The sequence below is a fragment of the Phyllobacterium sp. LjRoot231 genome (genome assembly GCF_964253365.1).
Classification (GTDB): domain Bacteria; phylum Pseudomonadota; class Alphaproteobacteria; order Rhizobiales; family Rhizobiaceae; genus Phyllobacterium.
Window position 1 is genome coordinate 243,998 of record NZ_CAXUQT020000002.1, and the last position, 17,306, is coordinate 261,303.

At 56.9% G+C, this 17,306-nt stretch carries 12 protein-coding genes; 3 read left to right on the plus strand and 9 right to left on the minus strand.

Annotated elements, in window-relative coordinates:
* Position 1: 1 nt before the first annotated feature.
* On the minus strand, positions 2 to 916 hold the full coding sequence (locus tag ACSQ3H_RS24805) for a LysR family transcriptional regulator (RefSeq protein ID WP_436119782.1): 915 nt from the start codon (positions 914 to 916) through the stop codon (positions 2 to 4).
* Between the two features lie 135 nt (positions 917 to 1,051).
* On the opposite strand from ACSQ3H_RS24805, the gene ACSQ3H_RS24810 reads away from it, so the two are divergent.
* Together ACSQ3H_RS24810 and guaD are read left to right on the plus strand one after the other, a co-directional pair.
* The gene (locus tag ACSQ3H_RS24810) at positions 1,052 to 2,293 is read left to right on the plus strand and encodes a urate hydroxylase PuuD (protein ID WP_436119783.1); all 1,242 of its coding nucleotides are present in this window, start codon (positions 1,052 to 1,054) and stop codon (positions 2,291 to 2,293) included.
* Complete coding sequence (gene guaD, locus ACSQ3H_RS24815) at positions 2,290 to 3,648, plus strand: guanine deaminase (protein ID WP_436119784.1); 1,359 nt, start codon at positions 2,290 to 2,292, stop codon at positions 3,646 to 3,648. The genes ACSQ3H_RS24810 and guaD overlap by 4 nt, the downstream gene beginning before the upstream one ends.
* 158 nt (positions 3,649 to 3,806) lie before the next feature.
* On the opposite strand, the gene ACSQ3H_RS24820 is transcribed toward guaD, so the two are convergent.
* From ACSQ3H_RS24820 to ACSQ3H_RS24855, 8 genes are all read right to left on the minus strand, one after another.
* Complete coding sequence (locus ACSQ3H_RS24820) at positions 3,807 to 4,817, minus strand: NAD(P)H-quinone oxidoreductase (protein ID WP_436119785.1); 1,011 nt, start codon at positions 4,815 to 4,817, stop codon at positions 3,807 to 3,809.
* Positions 4,818 to 4,904: 87 nt separating this feature from the next.
* Positions 4,905 to 5,621: a GntR family transcriptional regulator gene (locus ACSQ3H_RS24825; RefSeq protein WP_436119997.1), complete on the minus strand. Its 717-nt coding sequence runs from the start codon at positions 5,619 to 5,621 to the stop codon at positions 4,905 to 4,907.
* 101 nt (positions 5,622 to 5,722) lie between these two features.
* Positions 5,723 to 8,566 (minus strand): phosphoenolpyruvate carboxylase, encoded by a 2,844-nt coding sequence (locus tag ACSQ3H_RS24830; RefSeq protein WP_436119786.1) that lies wholly within the window; start codon positions 8,564 to 8,566, stop codon positions 5,723 to 5,725.
* Complete coding sequence (gene sucD, locus ACSQ3H_RS24835; RefSeq protein ID WP_436119787.1) at positions 8,566 to 9,483, minus strand: succinate--CoA ligase subunit alpha; 918 nt, start codon at positions 9,481 to 9,483, stop codon at positions 8,566 to 8,568. The genes ACSQ3H_RS24830 and sucD overlap by 1 nt, the downstream gene beginning before the upstream one ends.
* Positions 9,483 to 10,682, minus strand: coding sequence for an ADP-forming succinate--CoA ligase subunit beta (sucC, locus tag ACSQ3H_RS24840; protein WP_436119788.1), 1,200 nt, complete (start codon positions 10,680 to 10,682; stop codon positions 9,483 to 9,485). Before sucC ends, sucD begins: the two co-directional genes overlap by 1 nt.
* An 80-nt stretch (positions 10,683 to 10,762) precedes the next feature.
* A complete protein-coding gene (locus ACSQ3H_RS24845; protein WP_436119789.1) occupies positions 10,763 to 12,889 on the minus strand; it encodes an acetate--CoA ligase family protein in 2,127 nt (708 codons plus the stop codon).
* A gap of 240 nt (positions 12,890 to 13,129) precedes the next feature.
* Complete coding sequence (gene oxlT / locus ACSQ3H_RS24850; RefSeq protein ID WP_436119790.1) at positions 13,130 to 14,422, minus strand: oxalate/formate MFS antiporter; 1,293 nt, start codon at positions 14,420 to 14,422, stop codon at positions 13,130 to 13,132.
* 202 nt (positions 14,423 to 14,624) lie between these two features.
* On the minus strand, positions 14,625 to 14,762 hold the full coding sequence (locus ACSQ3H_RS24855; RefSeq protein WP_436119791.1) for a hypothetical protein: 138 nt from the start codon (positions 14,760 to 14,762) through the stop codon (positions 14,625 to 14,627).
* Positions 14,763 to 15,329: 567 nt separating this feature from the next.
* Here ACSQ3H_RS24855 and ACSQ3H_RS24860 point away from each other — a divergent pair.
* Positions 15,330 to 17,084 (plus strand): thiamine pyrophosphate-binding protein, encoded by a 1,755-nt coding sequence (locus ACSQ3H_RS24860; RefSeq protein WP_436119792.1) that lies wholly within the window; start codon positions 15,330 to 15,332, stop codon positions 17,082 to 17,084.
* Positions 17,085 to 17,306: the final 222 nt, after the last annotated feature.

Below are 17,306 nucleotides of genomic sequence, written 5' to 3' on the forward strand. Positions count from 1 at the left end.
CCTATTTCAACATTTCGCTGACTAGGCGTTGGCAGCGTTCCGTCATGAAATCGATCATCAGCCGCACCTTCGGATCCTGAAACCGCTTGTGCGGATAGATCGCAGCAAGTTGAATACTGGCGGGCGGCGTATCCGTGAGGATTGCCTGCAGCGCCCCCTCATTCAGATAGCTTTTGACCTCGAAGAGGGGCTTGTTGATGATGCCGCGACCCTCAAGCGCCCATTGTGTCAGCACATCGCCATCATCGGAATCATAAGGACCGCTGACTTCGAGCTTGCGGGTTCCTTCCGGCGTCTGCAGCGTCCAGAAATATTCCTTGGAACCGGGATAGCGCAGAAGCAGGCAATCGTGATGTTCGGCTATCAGATCATCGGGTGTTACCGGTGTACCGCGCCTTTCCAGATAATCTGGCGATGCGCAGATTATCCTTTCACAATTCATGATGCCGCGCATGCGCAGATTGGAATCTTCGAGAATGCCAAGCTTGAAGGCAACATCAACGCCTTCACTCATGATATCGACGTTGTGGTCCGATAATCTCAGCCGCACTTCGATGTCCGGATATTTATCGTGAAACTCGGGAATGCCGGATGCAATCAGGCGCCGACCGATGCCGAGCGGAGCGGTAATGCGGATCGCGCCTTTCGGTTTCTTCGATAGATCGGCAATCGCGGCTTCGGCCTCGTTGATGGCCTCGATAATCTTGACCGCGCCCTCGTAGAAAACCCGGCCGTGCTCGGTGGGCGTAAGTTTGCGTGTCGTGCGATTGAAGAGGCGCACACCGAGATGGCGCTCCAGTTCCTTGATACGATTGCTGGCGACGGCCGGAGAAGCGCGTTGATCGCGACCGGCAGCAGAGAGGTTTCCGAGTTCGACGACGCGAACGAAAACACGAAGGTTATCAAGGTACGACATGGTTTTCGCCCGAAGCCTTACACTGTCTGGTGGTCTAGCATTTTAAAGATTTTTTTGAAAGAGATGGGTCTATTAGGGTGTTTCACATAAGCATAGGCTTTGGCACATACTCCCCATAATAAATGGGAGAGCTGCATGTACGAATTCGCTATTGCCTGGGATTGGATGAACTTCGCTGTTCGCTGGTTGCATGTGATCACCGGCATTGCCTGGATCGGCTCGTCCTTCTATTTCGTCGCGCTCGACCTCGGTCTACGTCAACGTCCCGGTCTTCCAGCTGGAGCCCATGGCGAGGAGTGGCAGGTTCACGGCGGCGGCTTCTACCATCTCCAGAAATATCTGGTTGCGCCCGAGCAGATGCCCGAACATCTGACCTGGTTCAAGTGGGAATCCTACGCAACCTGGCTGTCGGGCTTTGCCTTGCTCTGTATCGTCTATTATGCGGGCGCAGACCTCTATTTGATCGATCCGCATGTGCTGGATGTTTCCCGTCCTGTCGCCATCGCGATCTCGCTGGCGTCAATCTTCGGCGGGTGGATCGTCTACGACCTCATTTGCAAGTCGCCACTTGGCAAGAACGATACGCGGTTGATGGTCCTGCTTTATTTCGTGCTTGTCGGCATGGCATGGGGCTATACGCAGCTTTTCACCGGGCGCGCCGCGTTCCTGCATCTTGGTGCATTCACCGCGACCATCATGTCCGCCAACGTATTCATGATCATCATCCCCAACCAGAAGAAGGTGGTTGCGGACCTGGTTGCCGGAAAGACACCAGATCCCGCGCTCGGCAAGCAAGCCAAGCAGCGCTCGACCCACAACAACTATCTGACGTTGCCCGTGCTGTTCCTGATGTTGTCGAACCATTACCCTCTGGCGTTCGGCACCAAGTACAACTGGATCATCGCCTCGCTGGTGTTCCTGATGGGCGTGACGATCCGCCATTGGTTCAACACCCGTCATGCACGCAAGGGCGAGCCGACCTGGACCTGGCTGGTGACCGCCGTCCTCTTCATCATCATCATGTGGCTGTCGACAGTACCCAAGATACTTTCAGGTGAGGGCACGGAAGACAAAGTCTCGGCAGTCCAGCAGCCATTTGTCAGTGCACAAGCCTTTCCGGCGGTTCGCGACACCGTGCTTGGACGGTGCTCGATGTGCCACGCAAAAGAACCGGGCTGGGAGGGTATCATAGCGCCGCCGAAGGGCGTCATGCTCGAAACCGATAGCCAGATTGCGGCTCATGCCCGCGAGATCTATCTACAGGCAGGGCGCTCGCATGCAATGCCGCCTGCCAATGTGAGCGGTATCACCGACGAGGAGCGGCGGCTGCTCGCCAGCTGGTACGAGACTACAGTTCAGGGAGGAACAATCCAATGAGAAAATTGCTTTTGCGTGGCCGCGTGCTGACTTTTGTCGATGAACCAAAGAGTATCGACGATCAATCCGCCTATAGCTATTTCGAGGATGGCGCGGTCCTCATCGAGAACGGCAAGGTAATTGAAGTGGGCGAATATGGGGCGCTCACTGCGATCGCCGGTCAGCACGCCGAGATTGTGGATCATCGCCCGCATTTGATCCTTCCAGGATTCATCGATACCCATTTGCACTTTCCGCAGACGCAAGCGATCGCCTCCTATGGCGCTCAGCTTCTCGAATGGCTGAACACCTACATTTTTGTCGAAGAGCAGAAATTCTCTTCCCGCCCGCATGCCGATTTCATCGCCGGCAGGTTCATGGACGAACTGCTGCGCAATGGCACGACATCGGCGGTTGCCTACTGCTCGGTTCACCGCGAGAGTGTCGATGCCTATTTTGCCGCCGCCGAAAAGCGCAACATGCTGATGATCGGCGGCAAGGTCATGATGGATCGCAATGCACCCGATGCTTTGTGCGATACGCCGCAATCCGGCTATGATGACACCAAGGCTTTGATCGCCAAGTGGCATGGCCGCGGCCGTGCTCACTACGCGATCAGTCCGCGTTTCGCCATCACCTCAACACCGGAGCAGATGGACATGAGCCGCGCTTTGGTGCACGAACATCCGGAATGCTACGTGCAGACGCATCTCTCTGAAAACAAAGACGAAATTTCCTACGCAACGTCGCTTTATCCTTCGGCGAAGAATTATACCGACATTTATGCGAACTATGATCTGCTCGGGGCAAAGACATTGCTCGGCCACTGCATCTTCCTGTCGGACAGGGAAATCTCGGCCCTCGCTGAGACTCGGTCGGTCGCGGTCTTCTGCCCGACTTCCAATCTCTTCCTTGGCAGCGGTCTCTTCGATTATGACCGCTTCCGCAATCTCGGTGCCCGCACTTCGGTCGCAACCGATGTCGGCGGTGGGACCAGCTTCTCCATGCTGGAGACGATGAGCGAGGCTTACAAGGTTTTGCACGTTCAGGGACAGCGCCTCTCGCCTTTCGCTTCCTACTACATGATGACCCTTGGCAATGCCCGCGCACTAGGTCTTGAGGATCGTATTGGCTCGCTGCATGCAGGGGCAGATGCCGATATTACCGTCCTCGACAGCAGTGCCAAACCGGCAATGGAGTTGCGCATGCGCACTGCTACAACGCTGGCCGAGGAACTGTTCATCCTCCAGACAATGGGAGACGACCGGTCTGTGGCCGAAGTCTACGTCGCTGGCAAGCCGATGAAGAGCGGACTCCACCAACCGGCTCCTGCAAATACTCCCACACGCCCTGTGTCCGAATTGCAGACTGCCTGACTGGCCGCTGCCACGAAACGTAATTTCGCGTCACTACACCAAAATTTAAACCTGCGATTGAAAAAACCGCGTCATTTTCGGCATTTCTTGCATAAGAATCGACCATTCTCGCGTAGGAATCGCTCCATCTTGTGCAAAAGCTGTCCAGCTTTTGAGGATTAACGATTCTCTTCGATTGTCAGGACGATCTTGCCGATGTTGGCGTTGGATTCCATCAATGCGTGGGCCTGACTTGCCTCGGTAAACGGAAAACGTGCGTGGATAAGTGGCCGGCATTTGCCCGCTGCTAGAAGCGGCCAGACATTGGCTTCAACCTCGGCGGCGATCCGCGCTTTTGCTTCGAGAGATTGCGCGCGCAGCGTTGAACCGGTGTGTGTCAGGCGCTTCATCATCAGGCGCATAAAATCGACATCAGCGCGAGAGCCTTGCAGGAATGCTATATTGACAATCCGACCGCCGATCGCCGCAGCCTGGTAATTTTTCTCGATATAGGGACCGCCGACCATGTCGAGGATGACGTTGGCGCCTTGCCGATCCGTAACTTCCCTGACCTCTGTCACCCAATCCGCCGTGCGGTAATTGATTGCGCTGTCCGCACCGAGATCGCGACAGGCGGCGCATTTGTCGTCCGTTCCGGCGGTAACGATCACCTTCGCACCGAATGCCTTGGCGAGCATGATCGCAGTCGTGCCGATGCCCGATGCGCCGCCATGGATCAGCAAGCTTTCGCCAGGCTTCAGAGCGCCAAGCTCGAAGACGTTATGCCAGACGGTAAAGAAGGTTTCCGGTACGGCGGCCGCTTCAACGAAGGAGAGCCCTTCCGGGATCGGTAGCGCGCTTGACCCGTCGACAAGCACGTATTCGGCGTAACCCCCACCCGGTGTCAGGGCGCAAACCTTGTCTCCCGCCTTCCACCGCGACACGTCCGTTCCCACGGCCGCCACCTCTCCGGCAACTTCGAGACCGGGCAGGTCGGAGGATCCTTTGGGAGGCGGGTAGCTACCGGCGCGCTGCAAGATATCGGGGCGATTGACGCCGGCGGCAGCGACACGAATGAGTATTTCGTTTCCCGCAGGGGCGGGGACGGGGCGCTGTTCCGCCTTGAGAACTTCAGGTCCACCGGGTTCGCTGATGGCGATTACAGTCATGCTCTCGGGAAGGCCGGTCATCGCGACATCTCCGTTAAGGAATGGATGAGTGAGAGGTTCACGCCGCTCGCTTGCTTATTGCATCAGGCCCTGCGAGCAGTCAGATTCTCAATCGAGAATGCCTTCGCTGTGCTTCTCTACATAAGCGGCGAGGCCGAGCGTATGATCGCGGCAAAGCTTTTCAGCTGTCTCCGTATCGCGCTTCTCCAAAGCCGCAATGATTGCCAGATGGTCCTTGATCGACTGGGATGCACGATCGTCGCGCCCGATGGTGATCTTCCGGATGCCTCGAACGTGGAGGAGAATGTTCTCGGTGGTTTCCCGGAGAATCTTCGAATCCGTCATCTGGATCAAGGTCTGGTGAAACTGCAGGTTGGCTTCGGAATATTCGCCCAGATAGTCGGCCGGCTTATGACCTTCATGGAACTTTTCGAAGAGCGTCCTCAACCGCGCAATATCCTTGCCGCTGGCATTGAGCGAGACGAGGCGGGCGGCCATGGCTTCCAGAGCAGCCCAGACCTGGATCATTTCGATCACTTCGCGCTTTGTCTTGCGCAAGACCATGATGCCACGACGGGGAATGGACTTCACAAACCCCTGTTGTTCCAGCATCGCGATCGCTTCGCGGATCGGCGTCCGGCTAACGCCGAGCCGGTCGGCTAACTGCCGTTCGTCGAGCCAGGTGTCTTCGGACGTAGCATAGATGTCCATGTTCGCGATGGCCTGTTTCAACGTCGCATAGATCCGCGTTTTGAAGTTCGGCTCGGCCGCAAAAGGCTCAAGGACGAGGTCCGGGGTGACGTCATCGGCCAGCGGCCAACGCATGTGGGTTCTCGGGCTCACGTCAGGTCTCCATGTATATTTGGAATGTATAATACCATATGTAATCCTTTGAAGTCATTTTGCGAGTCTTTGCAACCATTGCATTAGCCGTGCGCGCCGAAATCAAGGGCCAGCGCTGCGCCGGCTTCGAGAATGGCGGTGTAAGTATCGGCAATCGGGTCGATCAACCGTGCGCTGAGATCGGCATAGTTCGAGGGACGTTCTCCGGGATAGGTGAAGGGCTCGCTGAGATGATAGTTCTTCATGTCGACGGGGTTTCCTGGATATGCGCCGTGGAGCAGTTCGACGGCTTCCGGTATGCGCAGGCTGAAGATCAGTTCCATGATGTCGTCGCGGGAAATATCGTTGCGCGTTGAAAATCGCGGAACGCGTGCGGCCATCAGGAAGATGTGCTGTAACAGTGCCAGGCGTATGGCATGCAGCATATCGCTGCGCTCATATCCCGGCTCCTGCGGCTTGCCTGCGGGCAATTCGACCGCGTCAAAGATACGATGAAGCCAGATGGCATCGATCCTTAGCTTGACCGCCAGCGCGCTTATAGCCGTCGCCCTTTCATCGCCTTCAAGGAGCTGGGTTATCGATAGACAAGGTGCGGCGAGATGCGGCTCCGCGCCAGCATAGGGCCGCGATGACCAGAACGCAGGGTCGTAAATGGTTGCGAAAGCGGCAAGCGCCTTGATGCTCGACTTCTGTTTCGTGGCAAAAACGTGAGATGTGAGCCGGCGCAGGCGATCCGATCCCTTATAAACCTCCACAAAGCGATCCTCGTCATCGCGCACGGCGCTTCCAAAACCGGAGACCACAGTCAGTGGGTAGCCCAGTTGCTGCAGGATGGCATTATGGGGGATCGCGCGGATTTTCCTGACCTGATGGACTTCGGCGCCAGCGACATCGAATTGCCGGCGCGATTTGCGCGAACCGGTCTCGTTGAGAAGGCCTTGTGGAAATGAGCCGAGCGTTCTGTGATAGGCCCGGTCATTCAGAAGACGATCATGAAAATTCGCGATATGCCGATAGAAGTCGAAGGAAAAGCTCGTCTTGGCGTAGAGCATATCAGCGTCGGGCGCGCCGCGCGTCGGCACCTCGCATTCGACAAGCCTCGTCAACGTGGCAAGAGCCAACTCAGGCGTCTCGAAATAGAGATATCCGTCGCCGCCTTGAAAACTCACCTCATGTTTCAAAGCAATGCCAGCGTCCCGGTATTGGTGGCGGATCCATGGGCTAAGCACATAGAACGCCCGGTCCATAAATGAGCGCTGGTGGGCACCGCGGCCGGCGGATTCGCCATGCGTGTTGAAAATGAGGACTTCGACGTCCGTGAGTTCATGACGAATGCACGCGCGCGCCAGTTGCCCCTGGACGCGTTCGATGGCGAGAGCCGCCGGAATCTGACCCATGAAACGACCGGAATCGGAAAAGCCGGTTTGTATTGCTATACGACCGCGGACACGCACGATGTCACGATATTCGGGAATGGTGAAAAGTACGTCGAAGAAGCGGGCCGCACTCTCCAGCGCTGTGGGCGTCTCGAACAGCGGCGATATATCGAGCCTGTGATCGACGCCGAACAACCGGGCGAAGCACATTGCGGCAAGCACAGTTGCCGGGGTTTCGCACTCGGCAATCAACAGGCGAATGGAGGAATCGCCATCGACATGTTTTAGAATCTGGGCGGCAAGCAGGAACTGACGCAGGGCAGTTTTTTGCTCGATGTCGAGGGAGGCGAAGTTGACCTGGTACTTGTCGGCATTGCGGATGAGTTCGCCAAGCCTTTCGAGAATGGATCGGCTGCCGATCTGTTCTTCGGAATCAAGGTCTAAATACTGCATGATGGCGTTGTGAAGCTGCGTCGCATTGATACGAAGGTGAACCTCACCCACGCCAAAGTTGAGCGCCGCCATCTCGCTGCGCAGAGTAAGCAAGTCTATGGCAATTTCGTCAGAGGCATCCGCGATCGCCTCGTCCAGCATGGAGAGCAAGGGAGCGGTGCTGACGATCCGGTCGGGATAGCTGGCCGTCAGTATCTCAGAAGCGGTCTCCAGCGCCGAGGGATCAAGCGGCGATTGGGAAAAGGCCTCAAGCACAAGATCGTTCCATGCTTGGAGCCGGTACAGCTTCAGGGCCATTTGCCTGAGCCTGCTTTCGGTTGCCGATCCGCAGCCGGGCCTTGTGAGTATCTGGTTGATTGAAGCTTCATAACGACGAATCTGCCGCGATTTTTCAGCAAGCCTGAAGCGGAACATGTCGATCCAGGCAATATCCGTGCGCCCATCCAGATCGTAACCGACCCAGGTGCCGACGCCGACGAAACCGATCTGCGCCTCCCGCCATCTGCCTCCATGACGTTTCCGCAGGATTTCAATCGACGTTCTCGAAAACTCGGCGATCGCGTCGCTGGCTCTGTCAAGCGCCACAAGCACCGCTTCATGCTCGTCATTCAGCGTGATCGGGCGATCAGGACCGAAACCGGTTTCATCGTCTTCAATGATTTCGCCATTGGCGAGCCGGGCGAGCATGTTGCGCTGACGGCGAGACAGAAGAAAGGTTGGATGTGCTGTAAACACCAGCCCGAGCTGGCAGCGGCGAAGAGCGGCAAGATCCTCCTCGAATGTGCCGGTATCGCCGAGCAGGGATTCGATGGCGGTCTTCAGACGCTTGCGATTCTCATCCATATCGAGCGGGCCAACATAACCGGCGAGGGCACGGGCGCGAGCCTGAAAGCTGGCCTTGCCGAGAAAATGGATGAGGCCGGTCAAATCCTGTCTACTGAGCGTGCCTGCTTCGAGATCACGCGACAGTTCGAAGGAGAGCTGGGCGACCGGATTGTAGCGTGGTTCGTCGGTCAGCCGCGCGCGAAAGGCGGCAAGCCTTTCGCGGCAGCGCTTTTCAAGCGACATGACGGTTTGATCCGGTGCCGGGACTGCCATCAGCCGGTTGCTGACAGGCGTGGAGATTCCGAACGGTCATTCAGCAGTTCGACCAGCGTTGTGCCGAGACGGGCCGGCGTGGAGGCGATCCGGATGCCAGCCGCTTCCATGGCGCTGATTTTATCTTCCGCGCCGCCTTTGCCGCCGGATATGATGGCACCGGCATGGCCCATGCGCCGGCCGGGAGGTGCTGTCCGCCCCGCAATGAACCCGACCGTTGGCTTGGAGCGTCCGCGTCTTGCCTCATCCGCAAGGAACTGCGCGGCTTCTTCTTCGGCCGAACCGCCGATTTCGCCGATCATTACGATTGATTGCGTCGCCGGGTCGGCAAGGAACATTTCCAGCACATCGATGAACTCGGTGCCCTTGATAGGATCACCACCAATTCCGACCGCAGTTGTCTGGCCAAGACCTTGTTGCGAGGTCTGGAACACTGCCTCATAGGTCAGCGTGCCCGAGCGCGATACGATGCCGACGGTGCCTTTCCGGAAGATGGATCCTGGCATGATCCCGATCTTGCATTCATCAACAGTCATGATGCCCGGACAGTTGGGGCCTATCAGTCGCGATTTCGACCCGCTCAATGCACGTTTGACACGTTGCATGTCGAGGACAGGAATACCCTCGGTGATGCAGACGATGAGCGGGATTTCCGCCTGGATGGCCTCGCAGATAGCGTCTGCCGCGCCGAAAGGCGGTACGTAGATAACCGAGGCGTCAGCCCCGGTCGCTTCACGTGCTTCCGCCACCGTGTCGAAGACGGGCAGGCCGAGATGTGACGTTCCACCCTTGCCGGGGGAGGTACCGCCAACCATGCGGGTGCCATATTTGATCGCCTGTTCGCTGTGGAAGGTGCCGGTCTTGCCGGTGAAGCCCTGGCAGAGGAGACGGGTGTTCTTGTTGATCAGTATCGACATTAGTTCAAGCCTCCGACTGCATTGACGATCTTCTGGGCGGCATCGTCGAGATCATCGGCCGGGATGACGTTCAACCCCGATGCCGCGATGATCTTCTTGCCCTCATTCACATTGGTGCCTTCGAGGCGAACGACGAGCGGGACCGTCAGCCCCACTTCCTTGACAGCGGTGATCACGCCTTCCGCGATCACGTCGCAGCGCATGATGCCGCCGAAGATGTTGATGAGAATGCCTTTTACATTCGGATCAGCGGTGATGATCTTGAATGCTGCTGCGACCTTCTCGGCCGTGGCGCCACCGCCGACATCGAGAAAGTTGGCCGGTTCTGCGCCGTAGAACTTGATGATGTCCATTGTCGCCATGGCAAGGCCGGCGCCGTTGACCATGCAGCCGATGCTGCCGTCCAGCGTGATATAGGAGAGGTCATATTTCGACGCTTCTATCTCCTTGGCATCCTCTTCGGTCTCATCCCGCATTTCGAAAATGTCGAGATGACGGGCGAGCGCGTTGGAATCGAAGCTGACCTTGGCGTCGAGGCATTTCAGCTGGCCGTCCTTCGAGACGATTAGCGGATTGATCTCGAGCATCTCCATGTCTTTGGCAGTGAAGGCGGTGTAGAGCTTTGCGACGAGTGCGTGAGCCTGTTTGGCGAGATCGCCGTCAAGCCCCAGCGCCTTGGCAACGGCGCGGCCATGATGGGGCAAGATGCCTGTTGCCGGATCAACTGAGAACGTCAGGATCTTTTCCGGTGTGTCGTGCGCTATGGTTTCTATGTCCATGCCGCCTTCGGTGGAGACAACGAACGAAACGCGGCTGGTTGCGCGGTCGACGAGAAGCGAGAGGTAGAATTCCTTCTCGATCTGCGATCCGTCCTCGACATAGAGGCGGTTGACCTGCTTGCCTGCGGGACCGGTCTGGATTGTTACCAACGTATTGCCGAGCATTTCAGCGGCATATTCGCGTACTTCTGCAATCGAACGTGCAAGGCGGACGCCGCCTTTTGCACCTTCGCCCAGTTCCTTGAACGAACCTTTGCCGCGGCCACCGGCATGAATTTGCGATTTGACGACAAAGACCGGACCAGGAAGTCTTGCGGCCATTTCACCGGCCTCTTCGATGTCCACAGCCAGGTAGCCTTCCGGGACAGGCACGCCAAAGGACTTGAGTACGTCCTTGGCCTGATACTCATGAATATGCATTGGAGAAACCTCCCCTTGAAATTTATGGATTTTGTGAGGACACCAGACCCCGGCTTACGCCGGGGCCTAGCGGGGAGGACCTAGAGAAGACCTGCGCCTCGAGCCCATTTATACTTCGCTCCCAGCACCTCGACTGGAAGCTCGGTCGAATAGGCATAGGCGGGAATGCCATGCTGGTAGAGATACTCGGCGGCCTCTTCGACTTCGACGTCGCCGGCAAGCGATGCAACCATCGGCTTTTCGATGCCCTTGGCCGCCATCTCTTCCTTCACCTCGACCATCAGCCTGGCAAAGACCATCGGCGGAGTGACGATCGTGTGCCAGTAACCGAGGATCAGTGCGTGGATGCGGTCATCCTCGAGGCCGAGTTTGACCGTGTTCTTGTAGGTGAGGGGTGGTTCGCCGCCGGTGATGTCGACGGGATTGCCCGCAGCACCGAAGGGCGGAATGAACTTGCGGAAGGCCGCATCGAGATCGTCAGGCATCCCCATGAGACTGAGGCCGTTATCGACGCAGGCGTCGGAGAGAAGCACGCCCGAGCCGCCGGCGCCGGTGATGATGACGACGTTTTCTCCCTTCGGCGTCGGCATGACCGGAATGCCGCGTGCGAACTCGAGGAGCTGCCGCAGCGAGCGGGCACGGATGACGCCGACCTGTTTGAATACGTCCTCGTAGATCTTGTCGTTACCGGCAAGCGCGCCCGTATGCGACGAGGCTGCTTTGGCACCGGCGGATGTGCGTCCGGCCTTGAGAACCACGATCGGTTTTTTCTTCGAGACGCGTTTTGCCGCTTCGGCAAAGGCACGCCCGTCTTTCAGGTCCTCAAGATGCTGGGCGATGATCCGCGTATTGTCGTCCTGCTCGAAGAAGGTGAGCAGGTCGTCTTCGTCGATATCCGACTTGTTGCCGAGACCGACGATTGCCGACACGCCCATCTTGGCCGAACGTGAAAAGCCGATGATCGCCATGCCGATGCCGCCGGACTGTGACGACAATGCTGCCGAACCCTTGACATCATAGGCCGTGCAGAATGTCGCGCAGAGATTTTCCGGCGTGTAGTAGAAGCCGTAAATGTTCGGGCCCATCAGGCGGATATTGTATTTGCGGCCGATCTTGACGATTTCGTCCTGGAGTTCCGGTTCCCCGGCTTCGGCAAAACCCGAGGGAATGAGGACCGCGCCGGGGATTTTCTTCTCGCCGCATTCCGCAAGCGCGCCGGCGACCAATTTGGCAGGAATGGCAAAGACCGCTGTATCGATATCGCCCGGGACATCCTTGACACTCTTGTATGTCTTGTAGCCGAGGATCTCTTCAGCTTTCGGATGGATCGGATAGATTTGTCCTTTGTAGCCACCGTTGATGAGGTTCTTCATCACCGAATTGCCGATCTTGCCATCCTCTGCGGATGCACCGATCACTGCGACCGCCTTCGGACGCATGATACGGTTCATGGATTTGAGGATTTCTTCCTGGCTCGGGCGATGGCGCGGCTTGGCCTGATTGTAGTCGATGACGATGCGCACGTCGGCGGCAATCGCGCCGTCCTTGGTGGCGAAAACCGGATTGAGATCAAGTTCGGAAATTTCCGGATAGTCGTCTACAAGCTTGGAGACCTGCACAATCATGTCGGCAAGCGCAACACGATTGACTGGTTCACCGCCGCGCACGCCTTTCAGCATTTCTGCTGCCTGAATGCTGTCGAGCATGGACAGGGCTTCGTCGTGCGTCACCGGGGCGAGGCGGAAGGTAATGTCCTTCAGGACTTCAACGAGGACGCCGCCAAGCCCAAAGGCAACGAGCTTGCCGAAGCTGTCGTCCGTTACCGCGCCGATGATCACTTCCAGGCCGCCGGTCAGCATTTGCTGGACCTGCACGCCTACGATTTCCGCATCGGCTTTATAGGCTTGAGCGTTGGCGATGATCTTGTCGAAACTGGCTTTGGCTTCCTCGGCAGATTTGACGCCGACGATAACGCCGCCTGCTTCCGTCTTGTGCAGGATATCCGGAGAGACGATTTTCATTACCACCGGAAAGCCCATGGATGACGCAAGCTTGGCGGCTTCCTCAGCACTGCCAGCGACGCCTTCGTGCGGAACTGCTATGCCATAAGCATCGCAAATAAGCTTGCCTTCGGGTGCGGTGAGGGCCTGGCGGCCCTCGGCCCGCGCCGCTTCCAGTACGTTACGGACAACGGTTTTGTCGAGCATGATTTTCTCCGTGATGGCCGCGTGCACTCCCCGTGACGGCGGCATTGGTGTGGCCTGAATCTCCAGCGGCGCGAACTGGTTAAACTGTTTAGGCGCCTATGTTGGTGTATTGTATGCCAGAGAAATTACTGTCAAGTCCTGCTCGCTCTGGCATGCGCTATTTGCATTCAATGCGGATTGACTGTCTGAGTTGGATGCCTGGGCTGGATCCATCCAGCCCAGGCGACTTCTATCGAGATATTACTGGGCAGGCTGCAGGGCGCTGTTTTCCGTCTTGCGAATAATACCTGCGCGCCATGGTTTGAGTACGAACAGAGCCAAGAGGGAGGCGCCCGCATTCAGGATGACGCCGATGATAAATACTGCACCCCAATCGCCGTCCGCCGCCAGCGCCGTACCAAATGGCACGAGAAGCGCGGCCGTACCTTTGGCCGTATAAAGCAGGCCGGCATTGGTAGCAGCGAATTTGGAGCCGAATGTATCGGTGCAGGTTGAAGGGAAGAGCGAGTAGATCTCACCCCAGGCGAAAAACACCAGACTGCTCAAGATCACGAACATCATCGGTTCATGTGCGAAGAGATAAAGCATATATATGCCAATCGCCTCGATCCCGAAGGCGATAAACATGGTGTTTTCACGTCCGATTTTATCCGAAATCCAGCCGCAGAGCGGTCGTGTCACGCCGTTGAGAAGCCGGTCGAGCGTGGCAGCCAAGGTGAGGGCTGGTATGCCAAGCCATACCGGAATATCCGCGACACCGTAGTCCTTGGCCATGGGCGCAAGGTTGGCCGTTACAACGAGGCCACCGGCACCCACTGCCACGAACATAAGATACATGAGCCAGAAGATCGGGTGCTTCAGCACTTCGGAAGGCAAATACTGCCGGCGGCTCTGGATGATCGGGCCTTTGTTAGTGACTTCAGGAATTTGACCCGGCTTCGGGGCAAACAGGAAGAAAGCAAGGACTACGATAATAATACCTTGCCCCAGCCCGAAGGTAAGGAAGGTGTGCGCGAAGCCAAAATGGGCGATTGTTGCCTGGATCGGCCAGACCGTCAGGGCAGAACCTGCGCCAAAACCGGCTGCCGTGATGCCTGCGGCAAGTCCGCGCCGGTCCGGGAACCATTTCAACGCGTTGCCGACACAGGTGCCATAGACAGCACCCGCACCAATACCGGCAACGGCTTGGCCGACGCAGAATAAAAACAGCGTATCGGCTTGCGAGTTAATGACCCATCCAATAGCGCACAGCACGCCGCCGAACATAATAACGATCTTCGGACCGTATTTGTCGACAAACCAGCCCTCTACCGGAACGAGCCATGTTTCGAACAGGACGAAGAGCGTGAATGCCCATTGGATTTCTGCACGCCCCCAACCGAATTGTTTGGTAATTTCGGGAACAAAGAATGTCCAGCCATATTGAAGATTGGCGATCGTGACCATGCAGATCACGCCAATTGCCAATTGTCCCCATCTAAATCCGTCGCTGACCTGTTGCGAGCGGAAATCCTCTTTTACCGCTTGAGTCATGTTCATCCCTTTCTACGCCTTTTATGTAGCTAAAATGCCCTGCGCTGATTGGAACATACTGGTATCTGTTATACCAAAAGACAAGAGCCAAGCTGGTGTTGGCATGCAACTTTCGTAAAAGCTGAATGTCTTCAAAACGTTAAGCGGCCGCCGAACGTGATCCGGCAGCCGCTTAAGGGAAGAAAAAGAAACTTTTTAGCGATCAGAGGCCGAAAGGTTCGTTATTTTTGTTGCGTGCATTGATGTGTGCAACGCGGTCCAGGAAGGCAAGAATCGTCTCAATGATACCGCGAGGGGCGGTACGGGTCGATGCATTGGCTATTTCTGTGCGTGCCGGCATAATTGACACTCCTATTGCTGTTTAAGATGGCACTTATCTGGCATACCATATCCCAGTTCACAACCGCGCCGGATGCATACCAGCGTCCCATTTCTGCATAGGTTGTGCACTGCACACATCTATAACGCCTTCGGGAGCGTTTGGTTTCGATCCCTTTCCAGCTTTTTGATTCACGCACAAAGAAGAGAACATCTCTTCATGAAGGATGTTTGACTTATGGTATTTATTATGCCAGAAATTATTTCAACGAGCACTTCAGCCGACCCACACCCGGCGAGGAAGCGTTGCGGACTTTAGTAAAATCCGGCTCGGCTCTTTCGACTGTCTCCACGGGTTTCGTCCTTGAAGCGATAATCTGGAAACAGGGGAGGAAGGCGGGGCTCTCGATCTCAACGAGCGTTTATCGCATGCAAAATCTCGGTGTAGCTGGGCCGGTTGGCTCCCTGAACAAGACCCCTGACCCACTCACTGCTGGTACGGTGGCCTTAACTTGAAGCTTCCAGGATCAGCGCGGCAAACAGACGCCAACTATAAAGATGGCAAGGTTCAATAGGAGGAAAGACGTCCATGACAATCGTCACAAAGGTTGAGAAGGCCACATCAACGGCTGAAGATACATTGAAGCGGAAGGTACGCGACGGGAGCGTGGTGTCCGGTGGCCATCTGGTGGCGAGGGCGCTGAAGAATGAGGGCGTCGACACCATCTTTACGCTTTGCGGCGGCCACATCATCGACATCTATGACGGCTGCATCGATGAAGGCATTCGAATCATCGATGTGCGTCACGAGCAGGTCGCGGCGCATGCTGCCGATGGGTATGCCCGTCAGACGGGCAAGATGGGCTGCGTGGTTACCACTGCGGGTCCGGGCTGCACCAATGCGGTAACCGGTATCGCCACAGCATTCCGCTCGGAAAGCCCGGTGCTTCATATTGGCGGGCAGGGCGCCCTGACCCAGCACAAGATGGGCTCGCTGCAGGATCTCCCGCACGTCGACATGATGGCACCGATCACCAAGTTTGCCGCTTGCGTCTCGTCCACGGAGCGCATTGCCGACATGATCTCCATGGCCGCGCGCGAGTGTTTCTCCGGCGCATCGGGACCTTCCTATCTGGAAATTCCGCGTGACGTTCTGGATCGTGAAATACCCATTGAAAAGGCTGTCATACCTGAGCCGGGAAAATACAGAGCTTCGACATATTCGATCGGCGATCCGGCCGACATTGAAAAACTGGCCGATGTTCTGGTGAACGCCGAACGTCCGGCTATTTTGTTCGGCCAACAGGTATTCACATCGGGTAGTACCGAGGCCGCGATCGAGCTGCTTCGCGGGCTGGATATTCCCGGCTACTTCAATGGCGCAAGCCGCGGCACATTGCCGATTGGCGATCCCCATCACTTCGACCGCACACGCGGCTTTGCATTCAATAATGCTGACGTAATCGTGGTGATTGGCACGCCCTTCGATTTCCGCATGGGCTACGGCAAGCGCATTTCCAAGGACCTTACCCTGGTGCAGATCGATCAGGACTACCGCACTGTCGGCAAGAACCGCGATATCAATCTGGGGCTTGTCGGCCACCCCGGTGCCATTCTTTCGGCGGTCCTGCAGGCGGCGTCTGGCCGCATCGATAAGGGCAAGCGTCAGGCACGCCAACAATGGATGAAGACGCTCGAGGAGCAAGAAGTCATCGCCTACGAAAAGGTGCTGCCGCTTCTCAAGTCGGACCAAAACCCGATCCATCCCTACCGCGTGGCTTATGAACTCAACGAATTCCTCGGTGAAGATACGATCTACATCGGCGACGGTGGCGACGTGGTGACTATCTCTGCTCAGGCGGTGCGCCCGCGCAATCCGGGCCAGTGGATGGATCCTGGCGCACTTGGTTCACTGGGCGTCGGGACCGGCTTCGCGCTTGGAGCGAAGCTGGCTCACCCGCAAAAGGAGGTGCTTTGCTATTATGGTGATGGCGCCTTCTCGATGACGGCCTTCGATATGGAAACCTGTGATCGCTTCAATGCGCCATATCTTGCGGTTATCGGCAACAACTCGTCGATGAACCAGATCCGTTATGGCCAGGTTGCGAAATATGGCGAGGAACGCGGCAATGTCGGCAACAAGCTTGGCGACGTCGAGTTCTCCAAATTCGCCCATATGCTCGGCAATCATGGCGAGGAGGTTCGCGAAGCGTCCGAAATTCAGCCCGCTCTTAGGCGCGCCCGCGAGGCCATAGCCAAGACCGGCCGGTCGGCGGTCGTCAACATCTGGGTCGATCCGAATGAGTATGCGCCCGGGACCAAGAACCAGACGATGTACAAATAACGATAAAGCCCGGCGGTCACTCAGGCCGCCGGCTCAAATCGACATAGAGCAAGTTTTGTCTAAATGGAGTCGTTCTGCCGATGGAAATTCGTGGGCAAGGTCAAGGGGTTCGGCGAGACCCATGCCTTTCCATCGGGCGACGCCGAAGCCCGATGGATTTGGCCCGAATTTACTCGGCCCTTCGGGTTTCCGGTTGGCGGCCAACCACTTTGTCAGGCGGCA